This window comes from Methanoculleus frigidifontis, assembly GCF_030464345.1.
GTDB lineage: Archaea > Halobacteriota > Methanomicrobia > Methanomicrobiales > Methanoculleaceae > Methanoculleus_A > Methanoculleus_A frigidifontis.
In genome coordinates this window covers 76241-98670 of the sequence record NZ_VCYH01000004.1, presented here as the reverse complement: position 1 = coordinate 98670, position 22430 = coordinate 76241, and the positions used below count along the sequence as shown (strand labels likewise).

At 62.3% G+C, this 22430-nt stretch carries 21 protein-coding genes; 7 read left to right on the top strand and 14 right to left on the bottom strand.

Going from position 1 to position 22430, the window contains the following annotated elements; genetic code table 11:
• The first annotated feature begins 19 nt into the window (after positions 1-19).
• On the top strand, positions 20-1384 hold the full coding sequence (locus tag FGU65_RS07015) for a dihydrolipoyl dehydrogenase family protein (protein ID WP_301663727.1): 1365 nt from the start codon (positions 20-22) through the stop codon (positions 1382-1384).
• 9 nt (positions 1385-1393) lie between these two features.
• Here FGU65_RS07015 and FGU65_RS07010 read toward each other — a convergent pair whose 3' ends face one another.
• From FGU65_RS07010 to FGU65_RS06970, 9 genes are all read right to left on the bottom strand, one after another.
• Positions 1394-1783: a 4Fe-4S dicluster domain-containing protein gene (locus FGU65_RS07010; protein WP_301663726.1), complete on the bottom strand. Its 390-nt coding sequence runs from the start codon at positions 1781-1783 to the stop codon at positions 1394-1396.
• Between the two features lie 6 nt (positions 1784-1789).
• Positions 1790-2869: a hydrogenase large subunit gene (locus FGU65_RS07005; protein WP_301663725.1), complete on the bottom strand. Its 1080-nt coding sequence runs from the start codon at positions 2867-2869 to the stop codon at positions 1790-1792.
• The gene (locus FGU65_RS07000; protein WP_301663724.1) at positions 2854-3231 is read right to left on the bottom strand and encodes an NADH-quinone oxidoreductase subunit C; all 378 of its coding nucleotides are present in this window, start codon (positions 3229-3231) and stop codon (positions 2854-2856) included. Before FGU65_RS07000 ends, FGU65_RS07005 begins: the two co-directional genes overlap by 16 nt.
• Positions 3232-3235: 4 nt before the next feature.
• A complete protein-coding gene (locus tag FGU65_RS06995; RefSeq protein ID WP_301663971.1) occupies positions 3236-3712 on the bottom strand; it encodes an NADH-quinone oxidoreductase subunit B family protein in 477 nt (158 codons plus the stop codon).
• Positions 3713-3717: 5 nt separating this feature from the next.
• Positions 3718-4578 (bottom strand): respiratory chain complex I subunit 1 family protein, encoded by an 861-nt coding sequence (locus FGU65_RS06990; protein WP_301663723.1) that lies wholly within the window; start codon positions 4576-4578, stop codon positions 3718-3720.
• Positions 4575-6476 carry an NADH-quinone oxidoreductase subunit 5 family protein gene (locus tag FGU65_RS06985; RefSeq protein WP_301663722.1) on the bottom strand — a complete coding sequence of 634 codons (1902 nt, stop codon included), beginning with the start codon at positions 6474-6476 and terminating at the stop codon, positions 4575-4577. Before FGU65_RS06985 ends, FGU65_RS06990 begins: the two co-directional genes overlap by 4 nt.
• Positions 6477-6549: 73 nt before the next feature.
• Positions 6550-6921 carry an HIT family protein gene (locus FGU65_RS06980; protein ID WP_301663721.1) on the bottom strand — a complete coding sequence of 124 codons (372 nt, stop codon included), beginning with the start codon at positions 6919-6921 and terminating at the stop codon, positions 6550-6552.
• 37 nt (positions 6922-6958) lie between these two features.
• Positions 6959-8131 (bottom strand): DUF362 domain-containing protein, encoded by a 1173-nt coding sequence (locus FGU65_RS06975; RefSeq protein WP_301663720.1) that lies wholly within the window; start codon positions 8129-8131, stop codon positions 6959-6961.
• Entirely contained in the window at positions 8121-8900 is a 780-nt protein-coding gene (locus FGU65_RS06970; RefSeq protein ID WP_301663719.1) for a ribonuclease III family protein, read from the bottom strand. Before FGU65_RS06970 ends, FGU65_RS06975 begins: the two co-directional genes overlap by 11 nt.
• Before the next feature lie 654 nt (positions 8901-9554).
• Here FGU65_RS06970 and mcrB point away from each other — a divergent pair.
• From mcrB to FGU65_RS06940, 6 genes are all read left to right on the top strand, one after another.
• The gene (gene mcrB, locus FGU65_RS06965) at positions 9555-10859 is read left to right on the top strand and encodes a coenzyme-B sulfoethylthiotransferase subunit beta (RefSeq protein WP_301663718.1); all 1305 of its coding nucleotides are present in this window, start codon (positions 9555-9557) and stop codon (positions 10857-10859) included.
• 18 nt (positions 10860-10877) lie between these two features.
• Positions 10878-11351 carry a methyl-coenzyme M reductase operon protein D gene (mcrD, locus tag FGU65_RS06960; RefSeq protein ID WP_301663717.1) on the top strand — a complete coding sequence of 158 codons (474 nt, stop codon included), beginning with the start codon at positions 10878-10880 and terminating at the stop codon, positions 11349-11351.
• 93 nt (positions 11352-11444) lie between these two features.
• Positions 11445-12209: a coenzyme-B sulfoethylthiotransferase subunit gamma gene (gene mcrG, locus FGU65_RS06955; RefSeq protein ID WP_301663716.1), complete on the top strand. Its 765-nt coding sequence runs from the start codon at positions 11445-11447 to the stop codon at positions 12207-12209.
• Positions 12210-12215: 6 nt separating this feature from the next.
• Complete coding sequence (gene mcrA / locus FGU65_RS06950) at positions 12216-13922, top strand: coenzyme-B sulfoethylthiotransferase subunit alpha (protein WP_301663715.1); 1707 nt, start codon at positions 12216-12218, stop codon at positions 13920-13922.
• A gap of 333 nt (positions 13923-14255) precedes the next feature.
• A complete protein-coding gene (locus FGU65_RS06945) occupies positions 14256-15083 on the top strand; it encodes an SDH family Clp fold serine proteinase (RefSeq protein ID WP_301663714.1) in 828 nt (275 codons plus the stop codon).
• A gap of 62 nt (positions 15084-15145) precedes the next feature.
• Positions 15146-15898: a hypothetical protein gene (locus tag FGU65_RS06940; protein WP_301663713.1), complete on the top strand. Its 753-nt coding sequence runs from the start codon at positions 15146-15148 to the stop codon at positions 15896-15898.
• A gap of 25 nt (positions 15899-15923) precedes the next feature.
• Here the strand turns inward: FGU65_RS06940 and FGU65_RS06935 are convergent, their stop codons facing one another.
• The 5 genes from FGU65_RS06935 to FGU65_RS06915 all read right to left on the bottom strand — a co-directional run bounded on the left by FGU65_RS06935 (position 15924) and on the right by FGU65_RS06915 (position 22430).
• Positions 15924-17189, bottom strand: a complete 1266-nt coding sequence (locus FGU65_RS06935; RefSeq protein WP_301663712.1) for a molybdenum cofactor synthesis domain-containing protein — start codon at positions 17187-17189, stop codon at positions 15924-15926.
• Positions 17183-18388, bottom strand: a complete 1206-nt coding sequence (locus tag FGU65_RS06930; protein ID WP_301663711.1) for a molybdopterin molybdotransferase MoeA — start codon at positions 18386-18388, stop codon at positions 17183-17185. Before FGU65_RS06930 ends, FGU65_RS06935 begins: the two co-directional genes overlap by 7 nt.
• Positions 18389-18535: 147 nt before the next feature.
• The gene (locus FGU65_RS06925; RefSeq protein WP_301663710.1) at positions 18536-19336 is read right to left on the bottom strand and encodes a formylmethanofuran dehydrogenase subunit C; all 801 of its coding nucleotides are present in this window, start codon (positions 19334-19336) and stop codon (positions 18536-18538) included.
• A gap of 10 nt (positions 19337-19346) precedes the next feature.
• Positions 19347-21050, bottom strand: a complete 1704-nt coding sequence (locus FGU65_RS06920) for a formylmethanofuran dehydrogenase subunit A (protein WP_301663709.1) — start codon at positions 21048-21050, stop codon at positions 19347-19349.
• Positions 21051-21053: 3 nt separating this feature from the next.
• Positions 21054-22430, bottom strand: coding sequence for a formylmethanofuran dehydrogenase subunit B (locus FGU65_RS06915; RefSeq protein ID WP_301663708.1), 1377 nt, complete (start codon positions 22428-22430; stop codon positions 21054-21056).

Below are 22430 nucleotides of genomic sequence, written 5' to 3'. Positions count from 1 at the left end.
GACCGATGGGGCGGTCATTATGGAGTGGGAGTACGACGTGGTCGTGATCGGGACGGGCACGGCCGGAACGGATATCGCCGCGCACTGCCGGAAGGCCGGCAAAAGCGTTGCCATCGCCGATTATCGGAGATTCGGGGGGACATGCGCTCTCTGGGGGTGCATCCCGAAGAAAGTCCTCGGTGCCGCGGCAGAGGTGGTGGCGCGGGCGGGTGATCTCCACGGGAAGGGGATTGTCGGGAAGGCCGCGATAGACTGGCCCGCCCTCATGGCGTTCGAGCACACCTTCACCGACCCGGTCCCGGGGAGCAAAGAGGAATACTTCCGGAAGACGGGGATCGACGCATACCACGGCCGCGCCCGGTTCACCGGCGAGCAGACCGTCGAGGTCGGCGGCGAGACGCTCCGGGGAATGCATATCGTCGTCGCCACCGGAGCAAAGCCCCGGCCGGTGCATGTCCCGGGCGCCGACCTCATGACCACCAGCAGCGAGTTTCTGTACCTCCAGAACCTCCCGAAGCGTATCGTCTTCATCGGGGGCGGGTATATCTCGTTTGAGTTCGCCCACGTCGCCGCCCGGGCGGGTGCGGAGGCCACCATCCTCCAGCGGAGCGGGAGGGTGCTGAAGCAGTTCGACCCCGATCTCGTCGATCGGCTGATCACGGCATCGGATGAGGCCGGGATCGCCGTCCGGCTGAACATGCCGCTCAAATCGATAGAACAGACGGACGGCGGCCTTCTCGTCCGGGCGGGAGATGCGGGAGAGCATACGTTCGAGGCCGATATGGTCGTCCACGGCGTCGGCAGGGTGCCGGAGACCGAGGGTCTCGACCTTGCGAAGGGCGGCATCGAGACCGACCGGAAGGGTATCGTCGTCAACGAGTACCTCCAGAGCGTCTCGAACAGCGCCGTCTACGTCGCGGGAGACGCGAACCCGACGGGCATCCAGCTGACCCCCGTCGCCACGATCGACGCCCACACCGTCGTCGACAACATTCTGAACGGGAACACCCGGAAAGCCGATTATTCACTCGTCCCGAGCGCTGTCTTCACCGTCCCGGCGCTCGCAGCGGTCGGCCTCTCCGAAGAGGCGGCGAAGAAGAAAGGAGTAGAGTACGACCTCCACTCCGGGGATATGTCGTCGTGGTACGCGTCCCGCAGGATCGGCCTTGCGCACGCCGTCTACAAACTCCTGCTCGAGAAAGAGACCGGGCGGATACTCGGCGCGCATGTCCTCGGAGACAATGCCGGGGAGATCATCAACCTCTTCTCCCTTGCGATACGGCAGAACCTGACGGCGGACGACCTGACCTACGATACGATGCTCTACGCATATCCGACGAGCACCTACGAGATAACCTACATGGTTAAGGGAAAGGGGAGCTGAGCCGCCCCTCTAGCCCTCCGCCTGCCCGGTCTCGGGCTTCTTCTTTTTCTCCGGCTTGACGTAGGTGATTGCGTGGCGCTCGACCGTCTGCTCCGTCACCGGGGCGATATACGTCGTCTCCATCGTGAGGCACTTTACCGGGCAGGCCTCGACGCAGGCGTCGCAGGCGATGCAGCGGAAGCGGTCGATCTCCCAGACCTTCTCGGCCTTGTCCACCTGTATCGCCTGCGCCGGGCATCGGCGCATGCAGAGCCCGCAGGAGATGCATTGTGCGGGATCGAGCGTCACGTGCCCCCGGGTTATCGGGCAGGCGCGCTGCGGAACCGCAGGGTACCGCCGGGTGGCCGGGCCGTGGACGAGGTTTCTGATGACGATCTTTGCCATCGTACAAAATCCCATTCCACATCACCTCTCCGTGCAGCTGATGCAGGGATCGATCGAGAGGACGATCACCGGGACGTCGGCGAGCTGGCAGCCGGGTAGCATCTTCACGAGCGGCGGGATGTTCGCGAGGGTCGGTGTCCGGACGCGGGCGCGGGTCAGGTGTTTCGTCCCGTCGCCCTTGAGATAGTGCACCACCTCGCCGCGCGGCTGCTCGACCCGGCAGAAGTACTCGCCGTCGGGCGCGCCGGTCACTTTCACATCGATCGGTCCTTCCGGCATCTTCTCCACAGCCTGATTGATCAGGTCGATGGAGGTGAAGAGTTCGCCGAGCCGGACCGCGCACCGGGCGTAACAGTCGCCCGCCGGGTGGCTGACCGGCTTAAAGTCGAGATCGGCGTAGGCGGCATAGCCGAGGCACCGGGCGTCCCAGTCGACACCGCTCCCCCGGAGGGTCGGGCCAGCCGCGCCGAGGTCGTAGGCCTCGCTTTTGCCGATGACCCCGAGCCCCCCGAGCCGGTACTTCACCGATTCGTCGTTGAGGAAGACATCGGTGAGGTCGCGGCACTGCTGCTCGAACTCGGGGAGCGTCTTCTGGATGTCGCTGAGCTTCTCGCCCTTGATATCCCGGCGGACGCCGCCGACCTTACAGGTCCCCTGGATAACCCGGCCGCCGGTTGTGTCCTCGAGGACGTCGAGGACGCTCTCCCGGAGCTGCCAGGACCGCATGAAGAGGTTCTCAAAGCCCATCGCGTCCGCAAAAAGCCCGAGCCAGAGGAGGTGGGAGTGGAGCCGCGAGCACTCCGCCCAGATCGTCCGCAGGTAGCGCGCCCGGTCCGGCACCTCGACGTCCATGATCGCCTCGATCCCCTGGACGTAGGCCATGCCGTGCATGAAACTGCAGATGCCGCAGATCCGTTCCGCGACGTGGACAAACTCGGGGTACTCCCGTTTCGTCACGAGCTTCTCAAGGCCCCGGTGGATATACCCGATCGAGGGGACGACGTCCACGACCGTCTCGTCCTCGAGGACGAGGTCGAGGTGGATGGGTTCCGGGAGGACCGGGTGTTGCGGGCCGAACGGCACCACTATGCGTTCCGGCATGGGCCCTCCCCCTTGCGGGTGACGCTGAACGGATGCTTCTCTCCTGTCCGGATCATCGCGCCCTGGAAGTCGATGTTCATGCCGGTCACCGGGATGCCGAAGAGGTCGTGCATCTCGTTCTCGTACACGAACGCTCCCCAGTAGATCCCGGAGATGCTCGGAACCTCCTCTCCCGGTGCGACGGTGATACGGAGGTTCTGGAACCGGTACTCCTTGTCGAACGAGTAGTTGATTTCGTACGACTCCGCGAGACCGGTGCACCCGATCTGGACGAGCCGGTAGCCGTCGCCGTGCAGCTTCCGGGTCCGCTCCAGAAGGTCGGTGACCGGTATCTCTATAATCGTCTGCTCTTTTGCTGTCATGTCTTTAGCTCCCTGCCTCCGCTTCTCTCCGTGCAACTTCCTTCTCCGCCGTCAGGTTCGCCATCCGGCTTCGCTTCTCCTCGAGGATACCGAGCGCGGTGACGATCCCGTCGATGATCGACTCAGGGCGCGCGGCACACCCCGGGACATAGACATCCACCGGTATAACCTTATCGACCCCGCCGACGATGTTGTAGCACTCCCGGAAGACCCCGCCGGAGGCTGCGCAGACCCCGACGGCCACCACCACCTTCGGTTCGGGCATCTGCTCGTAGATGTTTTCGACGACGTCCCGGTTCAGCTCGTTGATCCCGCCGGTGATCACGAGGATGTCGGCGTGTTTCGGGTTTCCGGTGTTGATGATGCCGAACCGCTCCACGTCGTAGAGCGGCGTTAAGCAGGCCAGCACTTCGATGTCGCACCCGTTGCAGCTCGATGCGTCGTAGTGCAGCAGCCAGGGTGATCGCTTCAGAAATGCCATCGCCGTCACACTCCTCCTATGATATAAACTACGACCGCCAGGTTGAAAAGTCCGAGGATCGCTGCGACTCCCCACCCGCTCTGAAGCGCTGCCTGCCATCGGAGCCGTGCGGTCGTGTTGTCGATGAATATCTCCGCGACGTAGGTGACGATGACCGCGACCACCCCGAGGATCGGGTTGAAGGCGAAGAAGAGATAGACGAACCCGAGAAGGAAGACGTTCTCGTACCAGTGGGCGATCTCGACCTGGCCGAGGGTGGCGCCGGAGAACTCGGTGGTGATCCCCTTGACGATCTCCTGGTGGGCGTGGTGCGACGTCGAGATGTCGAAGGGCGACTTGCGGAGTTTGATCGTCAGGATGGTCAGGAACCCGAGGAAGACGCCCGGGAGGTAGAGGATGGCCGGAACCGTCGAGGCGATGATATCGCCGACGTAGAAACTCCCGGAGACCAGGTAGAGCCCGACTGCGGAGAGGATGATCATCGGTTCGTAGGCCATGATCTGGATCAGCTCGCGCTCCGCCCCGATATGGCTGTAGGGCGAGTGCACCGCGTAAGCGCCGAGCACCAGGAAGACGTGGGCGAGCGTGAAGGCAAAGATGATCAGCAGCAGGTCGCCTCCCGCGAAGAAGAGCGCTCCCGATACGATGATGAAGGCGAGGTACGCCAGGATATAGAAGTTCTGCGCCGTGGTGACCACGACGTTCTCCTTCTCGAAGAGCTTGCCGACATCGTAGAAGGGCTGCAGCAGCGGCGGCCCGACCCGGCCCTGCATCCGGGCGGTGAGGATGCGGTCGGCTCCGGCGATGAGGCCGCCGAGGAAGGGCGCGAGGATGATGAAGAGCAGCGCACCGAGAATTCCGTTCATGCCGCCACCCCCGCGAGCAGCCAGGATACCAGGATCAGGCCGGCACAGATCACCGAGCCCGGCAGCAGGAGCCGCTTTTCACCGAAGTACTCGGTCAGGTAGTAGTTCCGCGTCGTCATCTCTTTGGCTATGCCCATCGAACCCACGAACTGCATATCCGCCGTCGTCGTCCTCCCGCTCATATAGGGCGGGAGACGTTTGGCGCTCCGCCGGAAGAGCAGGAACGAGACCGGCAGGATCAGGAGGAGGGCGAGCATCAGCATCATGATGGCGATGTTTGCCTGCGAGAGGCGTGCCGTTGTCCCGTAGATGGCGGTGACGTAGGGTTCAATCAGGTACGACGAGATGACCGGGAAGAGGAGCACGGTCGCGACGACGAGCCCGGTGAGCGTATAGAGGGGAGCCCACCGCTCTTTCCGGAAACTGTCCTCGACCCGTGTGCGGTAGCGGGTGACCGCGACGAGTTTGCCCATCCACTTCGCCCAGAAGAAGACTGTGACCGCACCGCCGTAGGCGAGGATGGCGACGAAGACGAGGCCGTAGGGCGCCTGCACGAATCCCTCGATCGCCGCCCACTTGGAGATCAGCATCCCGAAGGGGGCGAGGAACATCCCGGCGATCCCGATGAACATCATCACCGCGACTTTGGGCATCCTGACGATCAGCCCCTCCATATCCTCGATATCCCTGCTGTGGATCCGGTGCTCGACGGTGCCGACTGAGAGGAAGAGCAGGGACTTGGAGATGGCATGGAAGATGATCAGCAGGATCGCCGCCCATTCGAGCATGGGTGTTCCGACGCCGGCGCAGGCGGCGATGAGCCCGAGGTTTGCGACGGTCGAGTAGGCGAGAACCGACTTGGCGTTGCTCTGCGAGACCGCGATCGCAGAGGCGACGAGGAAGGTGACCGCGCCGACGAGGCCGATCGACATCCCGGCGAGCGTGCCCGCGTAGACCGGGGCGAATCGCACCAGGATGTAGACCCCTGCCTTGACCATCGTGCTCGAATGGAGCAGGGCGGAGACCGGTGTCGGCGCCACCATCGCCCCGAGCAGCCAGGTGGAGAAGGGCATCAGCGCCGCCTTGGTGATCCCGGCAAACCCTATCAGGACGGCCGGCAGGAGGGCGATCGCCTCTCCCGACGCGAGGAGCTGGTCGAGCTCGAGGATGCGGCCGGCCGGGTCGGTCGCGGCCAGGTAGATCAGGGCTGCCGCGAACGCGATCCCGCCGAGCAGGTTCATGACGAGTGCCAGAAAGGCGTTCCGCGTCGCTTCGTCCGTCTCCGCGTACCCGATCAGCAGGAAGGAACTGATGGTGGTGATCTCCCAGAAAAAGAAGATCCACTGGAGGTTATTGGAAAAGACCAGGCCGAACATGGCGGCGAGGAAGACGAAGATGATGAAGAAGAACGTCCGCTGCCGGTTCCGCACCTCCGGGTGGGCGGTGTGGTACTCCTCCATGTAGCGGAGGGCGTAAACAGCGATGAGGCTGCCGATGATCCCGATGATCAGCGCCATGATGATCGAGAACTGGTCGATAAAGAAATTATTGGCCGTGTGGACGTTTTCTGCGTACAGGAGCTCGAAGGCGGCTATCAGGACGGTCTGCACCGCGATCAGGGTGATAGCAAGATAGTTCCGGAACCGAAAGCCTAAGTACGCGATATAGGCTGCAAGACCGATCTCGATGGCCACCATGATCTGGCTCGTCGGCTCGGACGGGAAGGGGAAGTATACCGTCCCCGCCAGCCCGTAGGAGGCGAGCAGCCAGACCGACGCCGCGCCGATGATGATGGCCGCGACGGTGACCAGTGCGAAGCGGAGTTGTTTCTGTTTTGCAACCAGTATGGCACCCGCAACAAGAGCGGGAAAGAGTATCAGGAATAGCAGCGTCTCCACGAAAGTCCCTCAAACGAGTAACTTTGCCGAACCTACATAATTAATCATTCTAAACTGACATATGCCTGCGGCGCTACCCCTCCCCGCCCCGGCCGGCTGCCTTCACGTGCGTGACGCCGCCGGGATGCGGGGCATCGCCCCGGTAGCGCGGAATGAAGTGGACGTGGGCGTGCATGATCGCCTGACCGGCGGCCTCGCCGATGTTGACGCCGATGTTGTAACCGTCCGGGTGGTGGTCGTGGTCGACGATCGCCCGGGCGTCCCCGGCGAGCCGCGCGAGCGCCAGCCGTTCCGCATCGGTCAGATCAAAGGCGCTGGCCACGTGCCGGAAGGGAATGAGGAGCAGGTGTCCGGGACTGACCGGCTGGATGTCGTAGCGGGCATAGGCGAGATCGCTCTTCACCACGATCACGTCGGGGTCGGGGTTGCAGAAAGGGCATGCCATGTTCCTCCCTCCCATGCCGACCCGATAAGTCTTTTCGTCAGCCGAGCAGTCCGGCGAGGAGTCGCCCGAGCCTGCTCCGCTCGAGCCGGATCGCACCCTCGGTGCACATCTCGTGGCAGCAGTAGCAGCGGATGCAGTCCGCACGATTAATGACCGCTCTGCCGTTCTGCATACGCACAGCATGCACGGGACAGATCCGTTCGCATTTCCCGCAGCCGATGCACGACTCCGGGACGACCCGGGGCGAGAGGGCGTATGCCCTGCCGAACCGCCGGACGACGGCCTGGCGTGCCCGCCGCCAGATCCCCTCCCCACCCCGGATGTAGGTGGAGGGCTTTTTGAAGTCCGGCACCGCGATCTCCTCCGGCGATATGCCCACCGTCGCGACTGCGGCCGGGTCAACGAGCCCGCGTTCCGCGGCGGCCCGGATCGTTCCTATCTCCATCGGTTCGTAGCCGATGAGGCGGGCGAGCACCACGTCGACCGCAGTCGCGCTGCCGCCTGCAAGGATGGCGCCGATCTGTCGGGGCGCTCCCGACTGCGGGCCGTCGCCCTCCATGCCGATGACGGCGTCCATGACCTGGAGTCGCGGCCGGATCAGTTCGTTGAGGTCGACGAGCATCCGCCCGAAATCCGCCTCGTCCTGGAACCGGAAGTGGAACGCAGGTTTCTCAAATCCCGGGATCAGGCCGAAGAGGTTCTTTGCCGCCCCGCTCATCCGCGTCCACGTGTGCGTCTTTGCCTTGGAGACGACGACAACGGCGTCGGCCTCGAGTGCCGGCGCGATGATCGAGAAGCGCTTCATCACCTCTCCCTCCGGGAACGGGACGTCCCGCGCATCGGTATCGAGGTTCAGGTCGACGCCGAGCTCGTCCGCCACCGCGGCATACCCGCATGCCGCGTACGCCCGGCGGAGATTGCCCTCGGAGTAGACGATGCCGGCGCCCGGGCTGTCGGCGATCACCACCCGGCAGCCGTGGGCGGCAAGGAGCTTCGCCACCGCGAAGACGACCTCGGGGTGGGTGGCGACGCACCGCCCCGGTGCCGCCCCCTGCAGCATATTCGGCTTGACGAGGACGGTCTCGCCGGGAGAGACGAAGGCGCCGATGCCTCCGATGAGGTCGACCGCCTGGCGCACTGCGGCGTCTACACTCTCGCGGCGGTAGTCGCCGCACCGGACGACCGAGACGGAGCGTCTGTCAGCCGGCATGCTCCTTCCCCCCCAGCAGTCTGAGCGTCTCCTCTGCTGCCAGCATTGCCGCACCCTGTTTGGTGCTGTCGGTTCCGGAGCCCCGCGGCTGCCCGGCGATCAGGACGCGGGCCTCCCAGGTCGGTGCGTTGTCCGGGCCGTCCTGCCGGTACTCGTACTCGACCTTCCCGAGCCCCCGTTCTGCCGCCGCCTCCTGGAGCCTGCCTTTGAAGTTCTGGGTCGTGTCGAACCGCTCGATCTCCTCCGCAAAGATCGCGAGAATGATTCTTTGCACCGTCTCCATCCCGCGGTCGAGGTAGATCGCCCCGAAGAGCGCCTCGAAGGCGTCGGCGATGATTGCGTCCGTCAGCGTCTGCCGCCGCCGGATCGCTTCGTCGATCCCGAGATTCCGGCGCAGGACGATATCGGCAAGGTTGTCGTTCCGGGTCACCTGGAGCCGTTTATTCATCTCGCCGGGAGGGAGGTGATACTGCGTGTAGAGGTATTCGGCGACGACGAAGTCGAGGACGTAGTTGCCGAGAAACTCCAGCCGTTCGTTATCCCGTGCGACCGTGGCCGGGTACCGGGTGCTGCTTGTGCAGGACGCATGCGTCAGTGCCTGATCGTAGCGGGCGAGCGCTGCATCGTCGATATCGGTGACCAGAAATGGCAGTGCCGCGAGGAGACGGCGAAGCCGGTCCGCCCGCTCCGCTCCCGTCGGTGCGGGTGCCGGCGGCCGCCGCCGCATCCCGGGAAGCCTGAATCGTGGGCAGATGGGAGGAAGCTTCATGGATGGAGAACCCGGAGTATACTGACAGGTATCTCCTGCAGTCAGATAAAAGTCGTCTCCATTCGTCTGTCGCATCCTCCGGTGCCGGGAATGCGCTCCCGTCGGTGCCTTCCTCTCGCCGTGCCCCTGCGATCGGGGGTGGGGCGCCTTCCTGCCGTGAACACAATCGGGCGCGCTCAGGGGGGTTAGGGGTTATCAGGCCCCTTTTCGGGCTAATTTTCGGCAACGTTTAAATATCCTTGGTTCTAATGTTGTAGAGCACATCGGAGATCAAACCTTCTCCCCGTTTCTGTAGCACTTCTTGACACCATATATCGCTTGGATATTACTTTTTACTATTGTACTGGGTGTGACTTTCTGCAGAAAACGATGCGATGTAATAATCTTTATATCTAATTAATTCAAGAAAGGAAGGGAATAGTTGGATATAATTATTATTCTGAGTATAATATATTTAGTAATTTTATTATTTTATGCTACTTTTATGTCTCTTTCTGGCTACAATTTAGTAACCTTTATTAATTCGGCTTTTGTTACAGTTATAGTCCCTTTTGGGGCTTGCAGTAGCGGCTTTCAGAGATTACCGGCATAAACATGCCTGGAACTCTCTAGTGAACGGAATGCATTGAACAAAGGGAAATAGGATGAGCTAATATGGCGAAATATTCAGAAACAATCGATCTCTATTCTGATGATGGGAAACTGCTGAAGAGCGGTGTTTCCCTCGACAGGATTAGCCCGCTGGTCAACCCGGCTACCAGCAAAATCATCGACCTGACCAAGAGGACGATCAACGTCAATCTTGGTGGTATCGAGCAGGCCCTCAAGGCAGGCAAGCTCGGAAAAGGAAAGATCAAGGGCAGGGAGCTTGACCTTGCGATCATGGAGAACAAGGACGCAATCGTTGCCAAGATCAAGGAGATGGTCCAGGTCGAAGAGGGCGACGACACCGAGATTCTCGAGTTCAACGGCGGCAAGCTGCTCCTCGTCTCGGTTCCGACCAAGCGTCTGGTGAACGCGGCAACCTACGATGCAGCGATCACCGCAGTCGCATCCGCGACCACCTACGCCCTCGTCGACCAGTTCGACATCGACATGTTCAACGCGTCGACGGTCAAGGCGGCCTGCTGGGGCGGCTACCCGCACACGCAGGACATGAACGGTGCACTCGTCACCTCGGTTCTGACCATCCCCCAGAACAACGAGGGTATCGGATACGCACTCCGCAACGTCCCGGTCAACCACTACGTCATGATGACCGGCAGGAACGCCCTGCAGGGTGCGGCACTCGCATCCACCCTGGAGATGGCCGGTGAGTTCGAGATGGGTATGGGCATCGGTCCGTTCGAGCGCAACCTCCTCTTAAGCTACGCCTACCAGGGTCTGAACGCCAATAACATGGTCTACGACCTCGTCAAGGAGAACGGCCAGACCGGAACCATCGGTACCGTCGTCCAGAGCGTTGTCGAGCGCGCCATCGAGGACAAGGTCATCGCCCCCGGCAAGAAGGGCGGCTACTTCCAGTTCTACGACACCAAGGACCCCATGCTCTGGAACGCCTACGCTGCAGCCGGAACCATGGCGGCAACGGTCGTCAACTGCGGTGCCGGACGGTTCGCCCAGGCGGTCTCCGCGACGCTGCTGTACTTCAACGACCTGCTCGAGCACGAGACCGGCCTCCCCAGCTGCGACTTCGGTCGCGTGATGGGTACGGCTGTCGGATTCTCGTTCTTCAGCCACTCGATCTACGGTGGCGGCGGTCCCGGTGTCTTCAATGGAAACCACGTCGTAACCCGGCACGCCAACGGCGTCGCTATCCCGTGTGTGGTTGCGGCTGCATCCCTCGACGCAGGAACCCAGATGTTCTCGCCCGAGAGCACATCCAAGATCATGGGAGAGACCTACGGTCAGATCGATGTGTTCAACAAGCCGATCCACCAGATCGCCAACGGAGCCTGAACGAATACACAGATTCGGATGACAGACGCCACATTTCCCCAGTGCAGAATAGTTCCGCTCAGGATGCTCAAACCGGAGACCTCGGAGCGCCTGCTGACCGCTATCGCCGCGATTCCCGGAATCCGGCGGATCATGGTCAACGGGCCCGGGCTGCCCGCGACCGTCCCGTACGGTCCGGCACGGGGTTCTCCGAACCCCAATACCAACCGGCAAAGCATCCGCATCGGAGATACCGATCTCGCCCTTCGGGTGCAGGTAGCAAACGTCGTCATAGAGATGGAGAATGCATCCGTCGTTGATGCGCTTCGCGAGCTCTGCGACGGATTCTTCACGGCGTTCCCGTACCAGCTCCAGACCGGCAGGTTCATGAAGAACGCCCCGAGCCTCGTCGACTATACAAAATACGGCCCCGGGGTGAATCCGGATCTCATCGGCCTCGCTGACCCGAGAAGCCGGGACGGGCCCGTTCTCCTCAGGGAGCGGGACTGCTGATGCCGGCTCTTCCGGAAAATATCAGGAAATATGGCGGGAATCATTCAACGCAGGAAACAGTTTAGCTAATACGTCAATTGAGGTGAATCAAACATGGCATATACACCCCAGTATGGACCCGGGACATCCGTTGTTGCCGCGAACCGGCGCAAACAGATGAACCCCGGTCAGGAACTTGAGCGGATGCGCTCCATTACCGAAGAGGACGTCGTGCTGGTGCTCGGTCACCGTGCACCCGGATCCGCCTACCCGAGCGCCCACCCGCCGCTCGCCGAGCAGCAGGAACCCGAATGCCCCATGCGCAAACTCGTCGCCCCGACCGAGGGTGCCAAGGCCGGCGACCGCGTCCGCTACATCCAGTTCGCGGACTCGATGTTCAACGCCCCGTCCCAGCCCTACCAGCGGACCTACACCGAATGCTACCGGTTCCGCGGTATCGACCCCGGTACGCTCTCCGGCCGTCAGATCGTCGAGTGCCGTGAGCGTGACCTTGAGAAATACTCCAAGGAGCTCATCGAGACCGAGATGTTCGAGCCCGCCCGTGTCAGCCTCCGTGGTGCGACCGTGCACGGCCACTCGCTCCGTCTCGCAGAAGACGGCATGATGTTCGATATGCTCCAGCGCTGTGTCCTCGGCGAAGACGGCGTCGTCCGCTACGTCAAAGACCAGATCGGCGTCCCGCTCGACCGCCCCGTCGAAGTCGGCAAGCCCCTCGACGAGGAATGGCTCAAGGCGCACAGCACCATCTTCCACTCGCTCGTCGGCACCGCATACCGCGACGACGAGGAGTACGTCGAGTACGTCAAGCGGATCCACTCGCTGCGTACGAAATACGGCTTCATCCCCAAGGAGGAGTGATTACACATGGCAAAGATTGAGAGATCCCAGAAACTGTTCCTGAAAGCCCTCAAGGAGAAGTTCCAGGGACAGGACGTCGAGTCCGAGACGACCAAGTTCTACTGCTTCGACGGCGTTCGCCAGTCCCCGAGAAAGCGCGAGTTCATGAAGGCCACCGAGGCCATCGAGAAAGAGCGCGGCATCTCGATGTACGACCCCGAGCGCTGCCACCTCGGTGGTATCCCCATGGGTCAGCGCCAGCTGATGACCTACGAGGTCTCCGGCACCGGCACGCTCGTCGAGGGTGACGACCTGCACTTCGTCAACAACGCTGCCATGCAGCAGTTCTGGGACGACATCCGCAGGACGGTCATCGTCGGCATGGACCTTGCCCACCAGACCCTGCAGAAGCGGCTCGGCAAGGAAGTTACCCCCGAAACCATCAACGAGTACCTCCACATCCTGAACCACGCAATGCCCGGCGCGGCAGTCGTTCAGGAGCACATGGTCGAGACGCACCCCGGCCTCGTCGACGACTGTTACGTCAAGGTCTTCACCGGCGACGACGAGGTGGCCGACGACATCGAGCCCCAGTTCCTGCTCAACATCGAGAAGCTCTTCCCCGCCGCCCAGGCAGAGGAGCTCAAGGCGGAAGTCGGCAAGTCGATGTACCAGGCAATCCACATCCCGAGCATCGTCTCCCGCACCTGCGACGGTGGAACGACCTCCCGGTGGTCCGCCATGCAGATCGGTATGTCCTTCATCGCCGCGTACCGCATGTGCGCCGGTGAGGCAGCCGTCGCCGACCTCTCCTTCGCCGCAAAGCACGCAGGCGTCATCCAGATGGGATCCCACCTGCCCGCCCGCCGTGCCCGTGGCCCGAACGAGCCCGGTGGTATCGCCTTCGGTCTCTTCTCCGACATCATCCAGGCCAACCGGAAGTACCCCGATGATCCCGCCAGGGCGTCCCTCGAGGTCGTCGGTGCCGGATGTATGCTCTTTGACCAGATCTGGCTCGGCTCTTACATGTCCGGCGGTGTCGGGTTCACCCAGTACGCGACCGCGGCATACACCGACAACATCCTGGACGAGTTCACCTACTACGGTATGGACTACCTGAAGGACAAGTACGGCTACGACTACACCAGCCCCGCAGGCGACGCAACCGTCAAGCCCACCCAGGAGATCGTCAACGATCTCGCAGGCGAGGTCACGCTCAACGCCATGGAGCAGTACGAGCAGTTCCCGACCATGATGGAGGATCACTTCGGCGGTTCCCAGCGTGCCGGTGTCATCGCCGCCGCATCCGGTCTGACCTGTTCCATCGGTACCGGCAACTCCAACGCCGGTCTGAACGGATGGTACCTCTCCATGCTCATGCACAAGGACGGCTGGTCGCGTCTCGGCTTCTTCGGCTACGACCTGCAGGACCAGTGCGGATCCGCAAACTCGCTCTCCATGGAGCCCGACCGCGGTCTGATCGGCGAGCTGCGCGGACCGAACTACCCGAACTACGCAATGAACGTCGGACACCAGGGCGAGTACGCCGCTATCGTCGGCGGTGCCCACTACGGCCGCGGCGACGCGTTCTGTCTCAACCCGCTCGTGAAGATCACCTTCGCGGACCCATCCCTGAAGTTCGACTTCGCAGAGCCCCGCCGCGAGTTCGCCAGGGGAGCCATCCGCGAGTTCGTGCCCGCTGCAGAGCGTTCGCTCATCATTCCGGCACGGTAAGACCCCAAATCCCCCTTTTATTTATGCACGTCCTTACGCCTTTCACCCGGAGAAGATGAAGAGCCCTCATCGATTGTGCAAGGCGTTCCTCCATTTCCCCTCGGGCTTCATACTTTTTTAAGTGTTTATAATATAGAGTGCTACATTTATCCTGGATTTGCAGCAGAATTGCATCGTCCTGCATATGATTCGCCTGAATAATCCTTCGTTCGCCGCGCGGCGGGCTATTCAGGGTGCATTCTCAGCCGATCCCCGGAAGCGGCTCGCGCGTCACCGGCCGGTAGGTTCAATACATGCCTGCCCCTCACAGGCACCGTGGGAGTGCGGGCTCACATGGTCGATCTCTGGGTAGTTCTGGTTGTTCTCGTCATTCTTGTCCTGTTGCTGCCGCTGATCGGGCAGACCATCCGGCGTTCCCGGCGCATCAGAGCGATCCGGAAGATCGAGAGGAAACGCCAAACCCGCGTGGTCACCCTCATCCACCGGCAGGAGCGGATGACCTTTCTCGGCATCCCGCTCTTCCGCTACATCGATATCACCGATTCGGAGGAGATCCTGCGGGCGATCCGGCTCACGCCACCGGCGATGCCGATCGATCTCATCGTCCACACCCCGGGCGGCCTCGTCCTCTCGGCGGAGCAGATCGCAATGGCGCTCAAACGCCACCCGGGACACGTCACGGTTTTCGTGCCCCACTACGCGATGTCCGGGGGAACGCTCCTCTGCCTCGCAGCGCCTGCGGTGGTCATGGACGAGAACGCCGTTTTAGGGCCGGTCGACCCCATCGTCGGCAGGTATCCTGCTGCGTCCATCCTGCAGGCGGTCGGTGCGAAGGCGGTGAATGACGTCGACGACGAAACCCTCATCATGGCGGATATCGCCCGGAAAGCGCAGGACCAGATCCGGGATTTTGTCAGGGCGATGCTCGCCGATACAATGAATGCGGAGATGGTGGAGCGGATAGCCGCGACGCTGACGGAGGGGCGGTGGACGCACGACTACCCGATCACCTACCGCGAAGCGAAGGAGCTCGGGCTCCCGGTCTCGAGCGGCATTCCGGACGAGGTGTACCGTCTGATGGACCTCTTCCCGCAGGCGATGCCGCGGCGCCCGTCGGTCGAGTACATCCCGGTGCCTTACAAGGAGGGCCGGAAGAAGTGATGCGCAAAGGTCCCGGGCGGAATATTTTATCCGTTTTGTGACAGAGGTACCGGGTGAGACGAATGGCACCCGCGGAGACTGCATACCTGGATCTCGAGTTCGGCTACGTCTACGGGACGGCCCGGGCGGTGATCATGCCGATCGAGATCGGCGTGGTCGTCCACCGGCAGGAGGACGATACTGTCCGGTACCGCGGCGAGGTCTTTCGCTATGATATCGACGTCGAGATCTGGAAGAAGGTCGCCGATGACTGCGGGCGGACCGTCGGCGTCTCGACGTCGGTGGCCAACACCGGCGCAGGTGACTACGGCAGACCCTACGATCACTTCTACCGGGTCTCAGAAGAGGCGGTGGAGGGCGCCCGCACGACCGCCCGGGCTGCATTCAGGGATCTTGGCACCTTTATGGAGACGCTTCTCTCCGGGGGCGACGTCCCGGCGTTGGTGGTCTTTGCAGCCGATATGGAGAAGATGGCCTTTCGTCAGGCGGATGTCCCGCTCGACGGCTGCAGCATCGTCGACCTCCAGAAGGAGATACGGCGGCGGATGCACCTGCAGCATGTTCTGTCGCTCGATAGGGCTGCACGGCTCGTCGACTTCCGAGCGGACGGGGGAGCGATCGCGTCGACCCATTTCCACTACCCGGTCCCGGCACCCTACCGGGACTGTCTGCAGCCCCACCGGGGCATGGGCGACGCCGCAAGGATATTTCTTCTCTCTCGGGAGTTCTCCGAGCGGCGGGAGGCTTTTTCTGAACGTGTTCGCCATCTCGTTGCTGCCTGCGAGACGCTGCGCGACCCGGAGCCGGGCGAGTAATCCCGGCGGGACGGTCGGCCGGGTATCACTCCGTCTGGCCGCCTGCTTCGGTGAGGGTGCTTCCGAACGCGGGCGGCGCTACTGCGCGGGCAGACAGGGAACGCTGGATATCCTCTTCGGGTTTCGTCAGGCGGACGTCGACCTCGTCTCCCGAGCTGAGCTCCTCAACGGCGGCCGGGATGTGGAGATAGCCGTTTGCCCGGACGGCAGCCATCTGCATTCCGGCCCCCCTGCGCTCGGGGTGCGCAACGTAGTGATCACCGGAACGGGTGACCGTCACAAGAACAAATTCGTCGCAGTCGGGTTCGGATGCGAGGGGGCGGGTGAGCCGGGCGCGGACGATTCTCACGGCGGGGCCCCGAAACCCCCAGGAGGCCAGGAGCGGCAGGACAAGCTCCCGCAGAACCGCGAGCGCCGCCGCCGGATTTCCCGGAAGTCCGATCACGGGTTTTTCCGAGACTTTTCCGACGAGTGCCGTTCTCCCCGGTTTTATGGCAATTCCGTGTACCAGCACCTCGCCGAGGTCGGTAAGCGCGCTCGCCGTGTAGTCCCGCGTCCCTGCCGACGACCCCGCCGAGATCAGGACGAGATCGTTTTCCCTGACACCGGTTTCAATTGCTCGTTTGATCCGATCGGGATCGTCGGGGACGATGGGGTAGCGGACGGGAGTTGCCCCGGCTTCGGTGAGCCAGACAGATGCGACGGCGACGTTGCTCTCGATCACCTGCCCCGGCCCCGGGAGCGTGCCCAGGGGGACGACCTCGCTGCCGGTGGGAATGAGGCCGATTCTTGCCGCGTCCACGGTGATCTCGGCGATGCCGTAGGTCGTGAGGGCACCGATGTCGTAGCGCCCGACCCGGTGCCCTGCAGGGAGGATCAGATCCCCCTTGCGGATCTCCTCTCCGCACCGTCTGACGTACTGCCACGGCGCGGCCGGCTGGTCGGCGATCCATGCTCCTGATGTCGTGTCTTGCCGGACGTCCTCGATCATGACGACCGCATCGTAGCCGGCGGGCACGTCGTTGCCGGTGTTGACCCGGACGGCACCCGGAACCGCTACCGGGTGGCGGGCGCTCGCGCCTGATGTATCGCCGCTCCGTACGGCAATGCCGTCCCTCGTCGCGATGTTCGTGCCGGGCAGGGTGAGAAGAGAGAAGACCGGTCGGCATGCCACTCGTCCTACCGATCCGGTGACCGGAACGCATTCTGTCCGGCCGGGCTTCGGAAATGACCGGGTGATCAGGGAGACTGTTTCTTTGAGAGGGAGAAGGGAGCGGCTCCCCCTCACCATAGAAGGACCTCGACCTCGTCGCAGGTCTCGAGCCCTTCGCAGACCGGGCCGATCCTGACGATGCCGTCGCTCTGGACAAGCGTATTGAGGAGACCCGACTTCCCGAAGAGCGGGACGGCCTCTTCCCCGAGGATTTTGACGCGGATGTACTCCTCCCTGCCCCGTTCGGACGGGACGTTCTGGGACAGCCTGACCGTTTTGACCGGATCTTTCCCGGTCAGGCAGCGGGTCAGTGCATGCATCAGGTGGCCGCCGAGCAGCGTGAGCACGATGAAGGCGGCTGCCGGATGGCCGGGGACGCCGATGACGGGAACTCTGCCGATGCGGCCGATGATCGTTGGTTTGCCGGGTGCGAGTGCAATCCCGTGTGCCAGAACCTCACCGAGCTCGGCGATGACCCTGGCGGTGATATCCCGGTCGTCCTTCGAGCTGCCGCCGGAGATCAGGATCGAATCGCATTCGGAGGCTGCCCGCTCCAGTGCTGCACGGAGGTCCTCGGCGTCGTCTTTCACGATGCCGTAGTACTTCGGAATGCCGCCCCGCTCCTCGACAAAGGCGCCGCAGAGATAGGTGTTGACGTCCCGGACCTCCCCGAAGGCGGGTGTCCTGTCGGGCGTGACCAGTTCGACGCCGGTCGAGATGATCCCGATCGTCGGCCGGAGCCTGACCGGCACGAGAAGCGCTCCGACCGCGGCAAGCACCCCGATGTCCTGCACCTTCAGGAGCTTTCCAGCGGTGAGAACTCCTTCACCTTTCCTGAAGTCCTCGTCCTGGAAGAGGATATTCTCACCCGATGCGACGGGCCGGGTTACCAGGACTTTATCGCCGAGGTTCTGGCAGTATTCGCTCATCACGACCGCGTCGGCACCGCGGGGCAGCATCCCGCCCGTCGGGACGTAGGCGCACTCCCCCCGCCGGATAGCTCCGCGTCCCTGCTGCCCCATGGACACCCGCTGGACGGCCGTGAAGACGACGGGAGCGGATTCGGTTGCCTGGCTGGTCTCCTGTGCGACCACCGCAAACCCGTCTTTGATCGAACGGTCGAAGCCCGGGATGTTGATGTCTGCCTGAATGTCCTCCGAGAGTACCCTGCCGCGAGCCTCCGTGAGCAGAACATATTCGGTATCCATCTCAGGAGCAATGCGGGAGAGCAGGTTCAGCGCATCCAGGACAGAAATTAAACGGAAAAACTGGCTCATGATTGGTGACTCCGGTAGGACATTTTTTTGGGTTGGCAAAGTACTCTCGTTTACAAAAATATAATGTTTATGATCTAAACTATACTTGCCCGGTGTACTGTCTGCGATAGCAGGACATCCTGGGAGGGGGAAAAGGAAAGGGGTGGCTCACGCCTTGACATAGAGGTGAGCGTAGACGGGCTGCCCCTTCGACTTCGGGTGGCGTTCGCCGAGGTCGCCGATGAAGTGGTCGAACTGCGCCTGCACGCCCTCGACGTCACGCTCGACGGTCTCGATCTTCTTGAATCCCGGCAGGGGATTTTCGATCGTGCCGAAGACATAGATCTCGCCCTTTACCATCTGGCCGCCGACACGCCCCTTGGCGTTCCCCTTGACGATGACGGTGCCGCCTTCGCCGTGGGTCGAGATGTGGATGTCGGCGTCGCCGCCGATGACGATCGTTCCGCCGTTGATGAAGGTGGCGGTGTCGTTGCCGACGTTTCCGCCGATGCGGATGACGCCGCCCTTCATGCCGCGCCACTCGCCGCGGGGTGCCGCGCCGACGTGGTGTCCTGCATCGCCGTCGATGATGAGTTCGCCGCCTTCCATGCCGATGCCGCAGAAGGAGTCGGCATTTCCTTTCACGTGGATCGTGCCGCCCTTCATCCAGCCGCCGATATACATATCGACGTCGCTCTCGATGACGATCTCACCGTCGGTCATCTGCTGGCCGATCCTCTTGACGCGGGTGCAGTCGCCCGCAACAACGATCTTGGTCTCGGCGGGGGTCGCTCCTGCGGATCCTTCCACCGTGAAGAAGTCCCCGAGCGGGATCTTCTGCTTTCCTTCCCAGATCTCGATGGCTGCAATCTCTGCAGGCGTCTTTCCGGCGAAGGCGTCGGGGGTGATATCGTTGCACTCGAGATACAGTTCCGGCTGTTTGTTCAGTGTCAGAGTTACTGTCTTCATGTCATCCACCTCATTCTGCCGCGTTTACCTCAATGACCCTGGGGTTGTGCAGGTGCTCTTCAAACAGCGAATAGTTCTCCAGTTTGAGACTGTAGTGCTTGAGGAAGTGCTCGTAGATGTCGCGGTTGACCTGTGCGTTCTCCGGAACCTTCACGTCGACCCAGATCGTCCGCTTTGCGGGTTCTGCGACGATCTCGCCGTCTTTGACCGCAACAATGCCGTCCTTGAGCATGTATGCGCACCGCGAGAACGCCTTCTCGATCTCCTCGGCGTCCGAGGGCATGCTCTCTGCGTTCAGGTTATAGATGGCCACGTCGGCATCCATGCCTGGCGCAAGACCGCCGTACATGTCGGCGATACCGAGCGCCTTTGCGGTGCCTGCACGGGTCATCTGGGCGATCTCGTAGAGCGTGAGTTCGCGGTCGATGCCGGCGATGTTGGTGACGTCGATGACCTTGTCGCGGTGCTTGAAGGCGTCCATCTGCGCTTCACGCGCTGCCTGGCTCATCAGCCACTTGATGACCCGCGGGTAGCGGGTGAACGGACCGGCGTTCGGGTGGTCGGTGGTGATGTACGTCCGCATCGGGTCCTTTGCAAGGAGACCGATCTCAAGGCCGATCGCCCACTGTACGGCGTTTGCCTTGTTGTTCGCGCTGTAGACGAACGGCACGACACCGGCGGCGGTTTCGAGTTCGACGTCGACGTTCGCCCACTTGAGATTGTTCACGGCCCGCAGGTGGTGCTCGAAGGGACCGTCCGCGGTCATCGTCGTGGTCTCGTCGAGGGTGACCTGACCGATGTCGACGGTGATGTTGTCGTGGCTGTTCACGTAGTCCATGATCTCCGGGACCTTGGACTCGAAGTTGAACCCTTCGCCGCCGTAGGCGTGGAACTGCAGGTGCGTGAGGTGCATGACCTGCGTCCTGCCGAAGGCGTTCTTCGCGGTGTAGCCCTCGGCGAGTTTGAGGGTCTCGAGCGTGTCGACGTAGTTGCCGGGGTTGCCGAGGTTGTTCGGGTGGATGTGGATTGAGTGCGGCAGGCCGAGATACTCGTTCGTCTCGATTGAGCCTGTGATGATCTGCGCCGGGGTGACGTCGAAGTAGGGCACCGGTTCGTGGATGTTCGCACAGTTCAGACCCCATCCCCATGCTTCGGAACCGCCGGGGTTGACGATCTTGATGCCGAACCCGCGGGTGGCGCGGAGGAGCCATGCGGTGTAGGCTGCGTTGTTCTCGATCTCGTTGTTCTTCAGGTACTCGAGCGAGAACCAGTTGTTGCCGAAGACGGGCATCGCGGAGATGTCGATGATCGGCGTGTCGCGGATCTCCTCGTGGACGTGGGGCGAGTGGAGCGGGGGCATCGCCGCCTCGTTGACGTAGGAATATCCCATCCGGGCGTAGTCGTATCCGGTCTTGTAGACGGACGGGATCGAGGTGCCCATCTCCATCCTGCTGCCGGTCTTCTTGATATTCTGGAAGAGTTTCTCCTCCGGGCGGAAGAGACGGCCGGTGTTGACCTTCGGCCCCACGACGTGGGAGTGGATGTCCACACCGCCGGCCATGACCGTCATGCCGGCAGCGTCGATCGTCTTCGGGTTCGTAAGAGCCGTCGTCTCGACGATCTTGCCGTCTTTGATGGCAATGTCCACCTTGTCGCCCCGGATCCCCTGGAGGGGGTCGAAGACGAAACCGTTCTTGATGATAATCTCACTCATTCTTTACTCCCCCACGAAGGACGTCTGCGTGCCTGCTGCTGCGGCGCTCGTCTGGGTGATCCCTTCTTCTGCCTCGATCTCAGAGATCCGCTGGTGGATCCGCTCGAAGAGCTCCTCGTCGCTGATGACGCCATCCGGCGGGTTCAAGACCTGGCGGTACTGGATCGGGACGTTGTCCATACGATAGACGATGCCCGGCACTTCGACGCCGACGATGCCGACCGGGATGTGGAGGTCGGAGATCTCGCTGGCCATGCAGATGTTCGGGTCGATGGTGATCCAGGGGTGCTTCTTTAAGTGCTTGACGGCCTCGATCGGGAAGTGTGCCCCTGCATCGGTTCCGACGTTGAAGAAGGCGTCCACCTCGTCCCGCATGGCAAGGTCGACCGAGCTCGTCTCGCCGGGGTTCATATAGGCGCGGTCTTTCTTGCTCATGTCGATACAGTAGGGGTATCCGGTCGTCCACGCCCAGACCACACCCGGGCCTGCGATGTTGTAGTGACCCCGCATCGCCATGATCGTCCACTTGGTGAAGTCGTTCAGGTCACGGGTCATGCTGATGGCGATGTCCACGTTGTGGTTGCGCCCGTCGGAGTGGCAGAGACCCATGCCGTAGAAGATGGTGCCGAAGCGGGCTTTCTTTAAGATCTCGGCGACCTGCAGGATCTGTTCCTTCTTCACGCCGGCGACCTCGTCCGGGATATCCTCGCCGCGGATGACCGTCCTGAAGGCGTTGAAGAGATCGTAGTCCTGCCCCTGCTTTACCTGGACGTAGATGTCGGCGACGCGGGCGGTGTCGGTGTAGCGCGGGTCGATGACGATGATCTTCCTGCCCTTGTGACCCTTCCCGGTGAAGAATCCGCGGGGGAAGATCGAGTAGCGGGACATGTGCCGGGGGTGAGCGTGTGCCGGGTTTGAGCCCCAGTAGACGATGACGTCCGCCCGGTTCTTGGTCTCTCCGAGGGTGCAGCTCGGGTAGCCGTTGTCGAAGATGGCCAGGAAGGAGCTGCCGTGGCAGATCGATGCACAGTTGTCGAGCACCGCTCCGGCCTTCTCGGCGACCTTCGCGGCTGCGGCCATTCCCTCGCAGTTCGTCGAGCCGAAACCGAAGATGAGGGGCTTTTTGGCTTTGATCAGAACGCGTGCGGCGTAGTCGACCGCTTCGTCGTAGCTGATGTCTTTATAGGTGCCGTCCGGCTGGCGGAGGCGGGGGAGGCTGATCCGGCCTTCGCTCGAGGCGTGCTGGAAGATCTCGTTCCCGATCGCACAGGCGTTCTCGACCTCGAGGACTTTCCTTCCGTCGTCGGAGACGGTCACAACGAGGTCGTCGCAGCAGACGCCGCAGTACGGGCATCCGACGTTCTCAATTTTCTTTGGCAT